At 59.6% G+C, this 12850-nt stretch carries 10 protein-coding genes; 7 read left to right on the top strand and 3 right to left on the bottom strand.

Translation table 11 applies throughout. The annotated features are described in order from the left end of the window. The first annotated feature begins 267 nt into the window (after positions 1-267). The 4 genes from AC3A4M_RS14825 (at position 268) to AC3A4M_RS14810 (ending at position 5838) form a co-directional block, all read left to right on the top strand. Positions 268-921, top strand: a complete 654-nt coding sequence (locus tag AC3A4M_RS14825) for an AAA family ATPase (protein WP_498736474.1) — start codon at positions 268-270, stop codon at positions 919-921. Between the two features lie 11 nt (positions 922-932). Further along, positions 933-1319 (top strand): hypothetical protein, encoded by a 387-nt coding sequence (locus AC3A4M_RS14820; RefSeq protein WP_498736473.1) that lies wholly within the window; start codon positions 933-935, stop codon positions 1317-1319. Positions 1320-2518: 1199 nt separating this feature from the next. Continuing rightward, positions 2519-3865, top strand: coding sequence for a ParB/RepB/Spo0J family partition protein (locus tag AC3A4M_RS14815; protein WP_498736472.1), 1347 nt, complete (start codon positions 2519-2521; stop codon positions 3863-3865). 365 nt (positions 3866-4230) lie between these two features. Next, a complete protein-coding gene (locus AC3A4M_RS14810; protein WP_498736471.1) occupies positions 4231-5838 on the top strand; it encodes an AlbA family DNA-binding domain-containing protein in 1608 nt (535 codons plus the stop codon). A gap of 17 nt (positions 5839-5855) precedes the next feature. Here AC3A4M_RS14810 and AC3A4M_RS14805 read toward each other — a convergent pair whose 3' ends face one another. Both AC3A4M_RS14805 and AC3A4M_RS14800 read right to left on the bottom strand, forming a co-directional pair. Beyond that, positions 5856-6578 (bottom strand): DUF5677 domain-containing protein, encoded by a 723-nt coding sequence (locus AC3A4M_RS14805; RefSeq protein ID WP_498736470.1) that lies wholly within the window; start codon positions 6576-6578, stop codon positions 5856-5858. A 103-nt stretch (positions 6579-6681) separates the two neighbouring features. Then, positions 6682-8211: a HEPN domain-containing protein gene (locus tag AC3A4M_RS14800; protein ID WP_498736469.1), complete on the bottom strand. Its 1530-nt coding sequence runs from the start codon at positions 8209-8211 to the stop codon at positions 6682-6684. A gap of 1544 nt (positions 8212-9755) precedes the next feature. Between AC3A4M_RS14800 and AC3A4M_RS14795 the strand changes: the two genes are divergently transcribed. From AC3A4M_RS14795 to AC3A4M_RS14785, 3 genes are all read left to right on the top strand, one after another. Continuing rightward, the gene (locus tag AC3A4M_RS14795) at positions 9756-10184 is read left to right on the top strand and encodes a hypothetical protein (protein ID WP_498736468.1); all 429 of its coding nucleotides are present in this window, start codon (positions 9756-9758) and stop codon (positions 10182-10184) included. Between the two features lie 280 nt (positions 10185-10464). Next, a complete protein-coding gene (locus AC3A4M_RS14790) occupies positions 10465-10608 on the top strand; it encodes a hypothetical protein (RefSeq protein ID WP_011776888.1) in 144 nt (47 codons plus the stop codon). Between the two features lie 258 nt (positions 10609-10866). Beyond that, positions 10867-11868, top strand: a complete 1002-nt coding sequence (locus tag AC3A4M_RS14785; RefSeq protein WP_498736467.1) for an ATP-dependent DNA ligase — start codon at positions 10867-10869, stop codon at positions 11866-11868. A gap of 52 nt (positions 11869-11920) precedes the next feature. On the opposite strand, the gene AC3A4M_RS14780 is transcribed toward AC3A4M_RS14785, so the two are convergent. Then, positions 11921-12832, bottom strand: coding sequence for a LysR family transcriptional regulator (locus tag AC3A4M_RS14780; protein ID WP_498736466.1), 912 nt, complete (start codon positions 12830-12832; stop codon positions 11921-11923). Positions 12833-12850 lie beyond the last annotated feature (18 nt).

Genomic DNA, 12850 nt, shown 5'->3' with positions numbered 1-12850 from the left:
TACTCTTGAAGTCTGTTGGTCTGGAAGTCTGGTTGGCAGGCTAGTGCCGTTCGGGAGTTCGTGACTCTGTAACTTCGGTTCCTTTATTGCTTCGCCTTCATGGTGTCTCTGCCCAGCCCGACTAGCTCTGTAACTTACAGACTTTGAAACTCTGCGTGTCGGTAACTCTGCAAGTGCGGTAGTTCGGGCAGTATGAAGATAGAGAATGGCCAGCAGGTTTGTGCGGAAACTCGTCTGGGTAACGCTAACTAAGAATTGGAGACGTTGATGAGGGTTGTCGCGGTCATAAATCAAAAGGGTGGGGTCGGGAAGACAACGACGGTAATGTCCCTGGCTGCCTTAATCGCGGGGAGTCAGCGTGTTGCGGTTGTCGATGTAGATCCTCAAGCCAGTTCCAGCGATTGGGCAGAAGCAGCTGAAGAGTCTGGAAATGAACTCGGCTTCGACGTGATAACTGAAACCGATGCGAACTATCTGGCTGAGGTTCGCAAACTCGACTATGACCTCGTGTTCGTTGACACTCCAGGGAATCTGCAAAACACGCATGTGCTCGAAACGATAATGGCTCACACTGACTTCGTATTGCTTCCCAGCGAACCTGCACCGCTTGCCCTGCGTCCCCTGGTGAGGACTTATCGCTCGCTGGTAGAACCTCGTGGCATTGATCATCGGGTGATTATCACTCGAGTGGACAGCCGTGCGTCTCAGGATGCTGCGGACGCCCAGGAGCTGCTGACAAATGCGGGGTTGAAAGTGATGAAGCCATTTGTACGTAACTATAAGGTGCACGAAAGAGCAGCTGTTGACGGATCCGTTGTGACTACCTATGAATCAGGAAGGCAAACCGCGAAAGCAGTGGATGACTATAAGAGCGTCGCAATGGATCTGGGGCTCGCTTGGGCCAACAGCGGGAAGAAGTAAGAGGTTTAGCTATGGCGCGTATTAAAGGTATGTCCAATATCTTGAGCCCAGGCGAAGATGTGGTTCGCCTGTCGAAGGACGCTGAAGCTGTCGTGATCCCGAAGGCAGGAACACGCGAAGCAGCAGAGTTGGAGAGTCCGGTTCGCGCAGTGCCCGATGTTCCGAATCCCACCCCCGCACACTACACGCAGTTTCAACGCAAAGAAGCGCGACTCCGGGAAGATCAAGCGGATGAACTATCAGGACTTGCACGCAAACTGAGTAGATCAAAGAACGGCCCGGGGGAGAGGATCACCGACAATACGCTTATTCGTGTGGCCATAGATCTCCTCCTGAGCCAGAAGAGTTCGTTGAAGGGTGAGAATGAGTCAGAACTTCGGAAGTCTGTAGGTCTGTAGGTCTAGATCCGCCGGAAATAACTTGTAATGCAATCAATGCTTGTAAATATCAATCCCCCTTATTGATTTTGGTCAAGATGTCGAACGGGGGTGCAACTTCCTGCTGGCCCAAGCACTTCTCGAACATGTGTCGAATGGTTGGCCGCCGACGTTCAACCAACGCTGCTGTGCACATAAACCGGCCCTAAAAGACACCTCAAAGGTGCGCGTGAACACGGCACCGGTCATGGTCAGGAGTACCCCCAACCTCGGGACCAGCCGGTGTCCATTCATTTAAGTGCTGGCGAGCGTTCCCCTGTCAGGCAACGATTTCCTTCCGACCACGCAGCCGCTGCAGGCTTTGTAGTGTTGGCTCATGGAACCAGGCTCCCGGCCGGACTGCGCCCACCCGTCGAGGTTGTCCTCGCCAGAGCGGTGGCGAAAATGCCCCGCCCGAACGCCCTGCGCCCCTGCTCGAAGAACTCGCCAAAGACTGGGAAGCAGCGCTCGACCTCCCACCGGCCACCACCGACCCCGAAACAGCCAGCACATGGTTCAAGGACCTACCCGCCGCCGGCATAGAAGGCTTAAAAATTAAGAGAACCGGCGAACCCTACTCCGTCACGGGAAACGAGGAGCCCGCTCGTTGAAGGCCGGAGGTGCCTATCAAGACCGCATGGCCTTGGCCAACTGGTTCCACTTGGCGAGCCGGACCGCGGCCTGCTGGGCACTTGGCAAAAACCTGAGCAGCACACATGCAGCCCCCACGCGCGGAAGCGGCCCCGACCGGCAGCCGCGGGACGTTACAGGGGAGAGCGCACACCCTCCGGTAAGGCGTGAAGCTGCCTGGGGCGGACGGCGCCTGCCCAGCCGAAGGAGTCCGATACTCGCCCGCTCGCATCGGGAAGCGGTCCTCGCTGCGCTCGGCTGTAAAAGCGTTCTTGGTTTTTTGCTGCTGTCCTGACGGATCATACGTCCCGCTCCGTACCGTCAACCGGCCTGCGGCCGGCTGCGGACCCGGGATTTTCGTCCGGCGCTCCTGCGTCGCTTATTTCCTTGCCGAAATTCCCTTAGCCCCTGCCCCTGCGGGATTGAGCAGTACTCCGACGGGCACAGCTCCGCAAGCTTCGCCAGCAGGCAAAAACAACGGGGAGGGAAGAGCAGAGCTGGCCGGTACAGAACCGCTGCCCCCACCCCACACCTCGCCAAAGGAAAAAACCATGCACGCAACGCCCACCCTTGAGCTGCTTGACCCTGCCACCCTGACCATCGACACCAATGTCCGCAAGGCGGCCGACCTGAAACCGGAGTTCGTCGGGAGCATCAAAGAACTCGGAGTGCTCGAACCCGTCATCGCCCACCGCAAGGACGACGGCACCGTGCACGTGCTGATGGGCCAGCGCCGCACCCTCGGAGCAGTCGAAGCCGGACGCGGCAGCATCCCCGTGATGATCGTTTCCAGCCCCGAAGAAGCCGACCGCATCGTCACCCAGGTCGTGGAAAACGTCCAACGCACCGAACTCACCGAGCGCGATGAAGCCGAGGCATACTACCAGCTCGCGCTGATCGGCGTCTCCGCCGCCGACATCGCGAAAAAGGCCGGCAGGACCAAGACCGTTGTGGAAAGCGCGCTCAAAGCCAAGTCCAGCACCGCCGGAGCCGAAGCACTCCACAACGGCTACACCGTCGAACAAGCCCTCGTACTGGCGGAATTCGAAGGCGACGACGACGCCATCGCGGAACTGGAATCGGTCATCAACGACGAACCTGAATACCTCGAGCACATCGCCCAGGGTCTCCGCGATGACCGCGAATCCCGGCAGCAGCTGGCCGAACTGACTGCCGAACTGCAGGCCCAGGGCAAGACGATCGTGGAGGATGCCGGGCACTACGGCGAGAGCGAGAACATGCGCGTCAGTGCCTTGAAGCGGGCCGACGGGGAACCCGTGACCGAGGACGACGCGAACGCCGTCATAATCACCACCGATTACCGCCGCCAGCACACGGCAGTGCCCGTGGTCACCGGTTGGAAGGAACTGGGGTTCGTGCCGAAGTACGAACGCCACGGATTCGAACCGGCGCAGAAAGGCCCGATGACCGAGGAACAGAAAGCCGAACGGAAAACCCTCATCGCCAACAACAAGGCGATGGAATCGGCGACCAAGGTACGCCGGGACTGGGTCAAGACCCTGCTCGCCCGCAAGAGCGCGCCGAAGGGCTGGCAGTACTTCACCGTCCACGCCCTGACCCATTACCCCGAAACCGCCAGCGGCTACGACAGCAAAGTAGCCGCCGCGATGGTCGGCGCGAAAACCGGTGAAGACAACGGGTGGGGATGGAACCCGCTCCGGGACCACGTCGCCAAATCCACGGCACGTCCCGAGTTCTCCCTGCTGGCCCTGATCTGTGCAGGGTATGAAAAGCAGATCCAGAAAGACTCATGGCGACGCCCCGGACAAATCCACCGGGACTACCTGAACCAGCTCGCCGCGTGGGGGTACACCGCTTCCGAAACCGAACAAATCATCATCGACAGCGGCAAGGAAATCAGCACCGAAGCCGCCTAAAACAATCCTTGCCGGGCGGCAACAGAATACCGCCCGGCAAGGCCGAACGACCCAGAGGCCGGCCAGGAACCTCCCAAAAGTGGGGCGGTCCGCCGCCCAGGACACACCACAACAACCAGTCACCAGCGGCGGACCGCCGCTCGACGCGACACTACCCCAAAAAGCCATTTCCCCGCGGGACCAGGAACAAAGACGATCACCCGCACCGCGGCAGCACCACCAACACTTCAGCTACGCTGAAATACAGATTTCCTTTGCAGAGGGAAACCAGGAAGGCCGGCACAACGTTGCCGGCCTTCCGCTTTTTCAGTTGCGACTGACCTGAGCCTCCACTCTCCAGCGGAAATCCTTCCTAGGATGAACTGATGAGCGAATCAGAGCCAGAACGAGGTGGCCCAGCCCGAGCTTTCACGTACGACGGCCAAGTCGGAGAAGAAAAGCTTGCAGAGCTCCTTGCCCTTGGAGCGGAACACTCCTACCTGGACTTTAAGAGAGAGCTGGACCTCAAGGATCCGGTGAAGAAGCTCGATTTCATCAAGGATTGCGCGGCGATGATGAACCAACCACAGGGCGGGTATTTGGTCATCGGCGCTAATGACGATGGGACGGCTGCCGCAGGAGCTTTGGTTCCGACAAAAGAGATGTTCGATTCGGCCGCGCTTACCGAAATTGTCAAGGGCTACGTCGATGCGCCAATCGACATACGTGCCCAGGTGCACACACTTCACCTAGCTGGGGCACCTGCTCAAATGGCAGTCATCTATGTTGGGCCTCCGACTGACGGAATACCTGCGGTGATGGCAAAGGACGGCATAGCTAAAGCCCCAAGCGGCAGTGGCAAGGACCTTACGCGTTTCAATCGCGGCGTTGTATTCACCCGCGAGGGAACCTCTAATGCCGTCGTGACCCACAAGACGTGGGGCAACGTTCTTGCCAACTTCAGGAGCCAACAACGTGCTGAATCGCGTCAAGATGTGGACGCGCTTATCCGCAGAACTTTGCAGATGGTTGGTACCTCCGGCGCCCCGGCAATGATAGTTCCCGACCTGGACATGGACACAGCGACATTTGCCGATGCCCTAAGCAGGACGCTCACTGACGGCAACGTTCGTGCCCTTAGGAAATTCCTGATCGCGGCGAAGAATGCTTACCTCCAAGGAGAAACTGAGGAGCAGAAGTCGACAGCGCTCAACAGGATTGCTGCAGTCGCGGTAGAAGCTGTGATCGTGGGAGACATTGCCGCCGTCAAGCTCGCCGTGGACGTACTTTCGAACATGTACGAAAGCTATCTGCTTACCCCAGGACGAACGCAAGGTAAACAAGGCGCGCAGGCCAACTGGCTCGCCATCATTCTCAGGGTCATGGCGGTAGGGGCCACCGCTGTCCGCAACGACCAATACGAGGCTTTGCCCACGATTGTTTTGAGGTCAATAGGCGACAGCGTCTACTCCTACAGATCCTGGATTCGACATGCAATAACTGAGGCGTCCAGGGCGGGTCTCCTTGTCCGGTCCGACGAAACTGAAAAGGGCGGGAACATCATTGCAATGTCCGCGGCGCTTCTACGCCAAGCTCCAGATCTAAGACCCGACATGCAGATTGCTGACGACGGAGAATCAGGCGAAGTCTTCCTCGATTCGTTGTGTCAGTTCGATTTTCTCTGGTGCTGCCTATCCCTGGCCTCGAACGAGGATGCATCGTCTTCAGCGGCCTACTACCCGAGTTGTGCTGCCTATCACCAGTACAGGATCACGCCAGCGCTCCACTTGGTTGAGAATAAGCCGGAGGTAAGAGCCGAGATATTCGGAAGCATCTCAGATCAGAAGATTGCAGATTCAATTCTCGAAGTCATAGAGATGGCTAAAGGACAGTCATGGAACTACGGAGGATGGTGGGGCGGCCGCCGCGAGATAGATCCCGCTGGCTGGACCATGAAAAATGCAACCATTGAGGATTCTGCTAACCGTTTCTAGCCACCGTGGTCACCGGATCAATCACGGAGGTTGAGTGGCAGAGCAAGTTCATCGGAGAGTTGATCCAGCTCGGCGAGGCCAGGTGTGTCGACTCGAAGCGACTCAAGTACCCACGATGCGAACATCGTCGCCATTGCTGTGAAATGTGCAGTTTGGCGCTCGTAAGGGTCGGCGGCCTCGCTCAGGATTATGAACTGCTTTTCGTCGTCCAAGTCTAAGAAGGCGGTTACCGTCTCACCTGTGACGTGGACAATCTGCGATTGCTGCATGTACGCAGTCTTGAACGTCGCATTGTAATCGACCTGCTCAATCATTTCCGTGACGCGGAGCAACTTTTTTCCCTTGGTGGGCATCGACTCGAGAGCCGCGTCGATCTCATCCTGGGGCATGGTCAGGTACTTCGTGACAGCCCGGAACACGCGTTGACGGGAATGGTGATAACCCTCAATCAGCTGGTCAGGCCCACTCTCGTCAAAGTGCGCCCATTGTGCGGTCAAGGCATGCTCAAGTGCCTGCCGGGCGACTGCCACAGCCTCTCGAGAGCGCCCGGCTCGGTGCAGTACCACGTATGCGCCCGCGTAGCGTATCGCCTGCGCGCAGATGCCGTACACAGTTTGGAACTCCACTTGGTGTTCTACAGCGACCTCGAATGAATCTGCGTCATGCAGCCGTCGCTCACGCTCTTCGATGAATCCCAGCCATGCCTCGATGGTGGGCGGGGTCAAGAGTGGAGTGATCACTCAACCAAGTATGCGGCTTAGGGGGACCCAAGGCCGAAGACACCGTCAAAGAGGGCCGCAAAAACGGACCATTCCTACTGATCTGCCGATGCTAGGAAAACTATTACTGGTCCAGGTTGCAGACGCGCTCCAAGACTGGTTCAGGACACCCCAACAGGCGCAGAGCGTGCGCACGCACTATCCGCTCGAGTACCCTCACCGTCTCATGGAGGTCATAAGCGTCGAAACCCTTGTTACCGTGGGCCAGATCGTTGCGAACTCGGCTTAGCGCATATGCGACGCGCTGCGCCTCGGGCCCTTGGGCCTCGGTCAGGTAGTTCGTCAACAACTTGCAGGCTGCCAGCCGCGGAGTGAGATCCACAGGCAGTTCACTCAGCAGGTGATGCAAGGCCTCGTTCAGCCCGCGAGGCGGATTCTTGCTGAGGTTCTTTTTAACGAATTTCAGTTGTTGAGAATTGAGAATGTCGGCATCTTGGAGCGCCTCGATGAGTGTTTTGCGTTCCTCTGTGTGATGGTTCTTTCGCTCTTCGTAAGCAGCAGCGGTCTCGTGCCCGTGTAGGCCCTCCAGCGCTTGTACGAGTAGAAGGAAGCGGGAGCGGGGGTGCTCGTCGGTCGCCGACAACATCGCCCCGTAGGTCTCGATTAGCGGGTGATGATCGTCCTCAAGCCCTTGCCAGCGCCTGAGCATGTCGAGTAGGGACAGGCCATCGACGGCGATATGCACTGCTGTTGAAGACTTGCGCACCGCTGCGTGGTCAGACTGATACGGCTCCTGTGTGATTCCCGACCCGTAGACCTGCCGGCGTTGGTGTGTACGTGGCCTGTCGACGCCGCTCGCGTCGACGGCCAGATAGGTGAGCGGCTGCGCATCTCCGGTAGCGATCGAGAGGATACGTCGAAGTGGGACGATCCACCGGTCCACCCAATCGCGCACCGTCAATGCCTCTCGTGACTCGATCCGGACGACCGGGCTCACGACGAACCTGAACGCATAAGCGTTGCCGATCGCGATGCTGGCGTCGTACTCTAAGCGCACGGTGACGTCGTCGTCGCTCCACTTCTGGGACGACTCAGGATTGCCAGACACAGTCCAGTCGCCCTCCAGGTGCCGGCCCTCCCCACCTTTCGGGAACGTCCACCGTGAGAACGGAGAGGCTCCTGCGACTGCATCGAGCGCGCCAACTTGCGCGGTCACACGCGAGTAGGTCGGAACCACTGACTGGTTTGCTGCCTGTTCCTCATCTTGCACCTCCGCCGCGATCTTCGTATCAAATCCGCGAAGCCCCTCGGGAGCGCCAACAATGGCGGTACCCGCGCTGATACGGCCGTGCTCCGGGAACCAATAAGTGATTGAGGCATCGATTAGATCCACATCGTGACCGTTTGCGAGACGTGCTCGCAAACGGAGCAGCTGGACCTCTTGCGGGAAGCCAGCACTACGTTGCCCTGTTGCCGTTTTGTTCCACTGAATTGGGACGCTGCCGTATACCGACCCGGTGGGAGGACGGTTCGCCCGGAGGTCGAGAGCGCCGGCGTGTTCACTCTCACCCCCGTTGGGGCCAGGCAATAGCCAAGTGCACAGATACTCGTCAGGTTCCACGAGCAGTTTTAGAGGCGGTTTCTCTTCGGCCATTTAGACAGCTTAGGAGACGGACGGCGGGTCGCTCAGAACTTTGCAAACTGAGGACCCCCGGTCCGATCGGGGATCTCAGTTTGCAAAAGTCAAAAACGCCCCTTTTTGCACCAGCCTTGGCGGGTCCGAAAGATAGTGGGCTGTCCCTGTCCTACGCTTGTCAGAACCCGACGACGAAAACATGATGCGTCGAAACGTCAATTTCCCGGTTTTGGCACAGAAAAGGCAGGAAAAATCGTGGACTGGAACGAAGTTGGGAGTAGCGCCCTGACTATCGCTGCTGCCGTGGTCGCGCCCGGGGTGTCACTGGTGACGTTGTTCCTAAAGATTCGGGAATCAAGTGGGCGAATACGGGCCCACGCTATCGCAACCGAGTCCTATGCCCTAGCGAAGGCCATTGGGGAGCTCGGGCCAGGTGATGCTGGTAGCGCACAGGCTCCTTATCTTCGGAATGACTTGCTGCGGTCCGGCAATGAAGCAGCTAGGCAGTACGTGCTGTTGTCTACAGCCCGGAACCGAAAAGTCAGGAACTGGATTGACGCGACCGTTTACTCCATCATGTGTCTGGCTTTCGGGATTGCCCTATTGCAATTTCCGAACGTTTTTGAGCTAGGCGGGGGCCCTGGGTCGCTCACTTGGTACATGATGGGCTGGTTTTTCATCGTGCTCGGTGCTGGTTCGGTTTTCCTAGTGGCTAGGGCAATTGCTCGCAGAGGCAGGGGCATTATGAGACTCGTACGTCAACGTTTTTGGCGAGCTAGGCATAAGTGGCGGGTACTCATCGGTGATCTACCCACCTCGGACTTCTCATGACCTCATCGGATGTGAGTTGACCTATCCGCCGCATGGGAATGGTTGCCCAGGCGAACCCGCGGGGATAATCACTGTAGTCGGCGGCGGGCTTCCCCGGTCGGGAAAAGCGAAGGTGGATCACGTCCACCAAAAGTGACATCCGGTGGAGGAATGAATCCAGCTCCTTGGCTTGAACTTAGGCCGAAGTGGGCTCCGGACAGACTCCAGCCCCGGCATCAAAGAGCCTCAACCACCTCAACCGGCAAGTCCTCGATAATGCCACCAGTATCAGTTGACGAGCGTCAGTAGTCCGGAGAAGCTACACGGCCAGCGAAGTCGAGCGCCTCATCACCGACGAATCCCAGTAGGGGAGTGCCGCCCGGCCCGGCAGGCCGGCCCGGGCGAAGGAGCCCGATACTCCTCGCTCGCATCGGGAAGCGGTCCTCGCCGCGCTCGGCTGTAGAAGAATCTTTTTCTTTTTTGCTGCTGTCCTGACGGATCATACGTGCCCGCTCCGTACCGTCAACCGGCCTGCGGCCGGCTGCGGACCCGGGATTTTCGTCCGGCGCTCCTGCGTCGCTTATTTCCTTGCCGAAATTCCCTTAGCCCTTGCCCCTGCGGGGTTGAGCAGTACTGCGACGGGCACAGCTCCGCAAGCTTCGCCAGCAGGCAAAAACAACGGGGGGAAGGGCAGGTGCTGGCCGGTACAGAACCGCTGCCCCCACCCCACACCTCGCCAAAGGAAAACAACCATGCACGCAATCAGCATCGACACCGTGACCACCGCCGATACCGACGAGGAAATCCGCGACGTGCCCGTGTTGCGCGATTACCACCTGAACGGCGGCTACGACTGGATGGAGGCCATCGAAGCAGAAGGCTGGGCCGTGATCCCCAACTGGGGCTGTGACGGCTGGGACCTCGGCCAGTGGCCCTACATCATGGTCGCCGGAATCCGGACCGCCGACAACATCGGGAACCTGTTCGGCGTCGCCACCTACTGCGAAGGCGACGTGAAAACAACCTACTACCGCACCCAGCAGGCGCAGTGGGAAGCGATCACCGAACACGCGTTCTTCCACTGGAGGAACGGACAGGCCGACGGCCCGGACAACCTGCCCGAAGCCGCCGCGGAACTGCCCAGCCGCTACCGCGGACCCTACCGGCCCGCCTTCGACTAAACAACGCCGGTTGTTCCACCCCGCCAGCACGGGGTGGAACAACCGCCCCAGAGCAGCCCGTTCCGCGAAAATGCGCGGCGGCCTCCCGCTGCGCTCCTCCGGCCGCCGCCTGACACGCTGGCGCGGGCGCAGCCCGGAACCAACCCCACCACAGCCAAAGTGCTGCCCAGGAGAAAACACCAGGATGGCTGACGGCTGGATTCCGCCACAAACACCGCAGGTGTCCTAACCAACACGCGCCGTACCCGCGCGAGGACCGGCACTGACCTAGGATCATGCTGTGGTGAAGGTAAAGGGCGTTATCCGCCCCATGGAAACAAGGGAACTCGAAGCCGAAGGCGAAGACTACGCGGCTGCACGCGAAGCACTGCTGGCCCAGGTCCCCGAAGGCTGGCAAGTACTTTCCGTCATGACGGCACGCTAACGAACGCGAGAACCTCTTCGGCTTCGTTGCAGATAATCCCCCTGACACTCAGAGAACTGTCAGGGAACGTTGTACCCGTACACATAAACCGGTGCTAACGTCGTAGACACCTCAAAGGTGCGAGTGAACACGGCACCGGCCATGGTCAGGAGTAACCCCCCAACCTCCCAGACCAGCCGGTGCCCACTCATTTAAGCGCTGGCCGGCGACTTCCCTTCCGTGGAGCACTGCCCGCCGTCGGCTTTGTAGTGTTAGCTTATGGAAACCAGGCTCCCGCCCGGACTGCACCCGCCTGTGGAGGTTGCCCTCGCCCGCGTCGCGGCGAATATCCCCAAGACAGCGGGATCCTGGCAAGCGGAACCCAAATGGGACGGCTACCGCGCGATAATCGCCAGGGACGGGGAAGACACCTCCTTATGCTCCCGCCAAGGCAAAAACCTCGGCCGCTACTTCCCGGACCTTTTAGCGGCAGCCGCCGTGCAGCTGCCGCCCGGATGCCTCATCGACGGCGAAGCCGTCATCTGGTCCAATGACCGGCTGGATTTCTCCGCGCTGCAACAGCGGCTGACGACCTCAGCCAAGTCCCTGCTCAGACTGGTCCGCGAGAAGCCAGCGCACTTTGTCGCCTTCGACCTCCTCGCCGTAGCCGGACACGACACCCGGCAGGAACCCCTGCGCAGCCGCCGCGCACTGCTCGAAGAACTCGCCAAAGACTGGGAAGCCCCGCTCGATCTCTCACCCGCCACCAACGACCCCGCAGAAGCCCACACCTGGTTCAAGGAACTGCCGGCCACAGGAGTGGAAGGCTTGATCCTCAAAAAGACCACGGAATCCTATGCCGGAGGCCAGAGAATCTGGCAAAAGCTGAAGCACAGAGAATCCGTCGACGTGATCTGCGGAGCAGTCATCGGCCCCATCAACCGGCCCGAAGCCATCGTCGCGGGACTGCTCATCGACGGGGAACTGCGCATCGTCGGCCGCTCCGCCCCGCTCAAGACCGCAGCAGCGAAACTGCTCGGAGCCCAGCTGCAGGCAGCCAGCCCCGGACATCCCTGGCCCCGCCGGGTGAAATCCACTGCACTCGACAGGTTCAACGCTGACAAAGACGAAACCGAACTGACCCTCGTCGAACCGATCGTCGTCGAGGTCTCGGCCGACACCGCCATGACCGGCACATCATTCCGCCACGCCGTCAGGTTCTTGCGCGCACGTCCCGAGTTGCATCCGGATGAAATTTCGACATCCTGTGATAAACCTTGAGCCGTTATCTGCCCCTGCTGCGTCGGGTTTCCGGCGTTTTGCCGGCTTCCGATTAGAGCGGCTCCGGAGCCAACTGTGCTGAATTCCGGAGGGCCAGTTCCACAAATGCTTCGGCCCGGCGCGGGAGACGGCGATTGGCGGCCCACGCGACGCTGGCGCGCTCCAGCGGAGGTTCGGGAACTACGCGAAGCGCTTTGATCGGCAGGCCCTCATAGCTCGTCGCCATGCGCGGCCGCTGGATGAAAAGGGAATAGCCGGCGCCGCGGGCAACCATGGAGCGGATGAACTCAAACTGCGGGCTGCGGAGGGCGATGTGCGGGGTCAGGCCAAGTGCGGCGAAGTATCCAAGAATGTCATCCGTACTGGGCGAGATATCCATGAGCATCAGCGGTTCCGACACAAGATCATCGGCCTGGACTGCCGTAGCCGCTGCCAGCGGGTGGTCGGGGCACATGATCGCGTGCATATGCGTGTCATACAGCGATGCCGTTCCCAGACTCCCGTAATCATGCAGGTTGTATGCGAAGGCCAAATCGACTTCTCCCCGCTCCAGCATGGCTACCAACTCTGCGCGCCCGGCGGTGATGACATTCATGGTCACCTGGGGATGGGCCCGGGCGAATTCTTGCCAGAGGCGCGGAATCAGCGTGGGAGCGAGGGAGGGGAAACAACCTAGTGTAAGGGTGCCCATCAGCTCGTCTCCGCTGCCAAGGTGCTGCAATTCCTCCGCTTCGCCCAGGATGGATTCGGCGCGGACCAAGGCCTGCCGCCCGTTATCCGTGAGGACGATTCCCTGTGCCTTTGTTCTGACACAGAGCGAGCTGCCCAACACCCTTTCCAAGTCATCCAATGCAGCGGAAATGGCGGAGCGGGAAACCCGTTCCGCCTCCGCAGCGGCACTGATGCTGCCGTGCAAGGCGACCGCCTTAAAGTACTCCAGCTGGCGCAACGTGAATTTAGGCATGGCCCGGCTTTCCGCCGG

The sequence above is a fragment of the Arthrobacter sp. Soil_C_60 genome, from assembly GCF_057656375.1.
The sequence above is the reverse complement of the archived record's forward strand: the minus strand, read 5'-3'. Positions and strand labels throughout refer to the sequence as shown.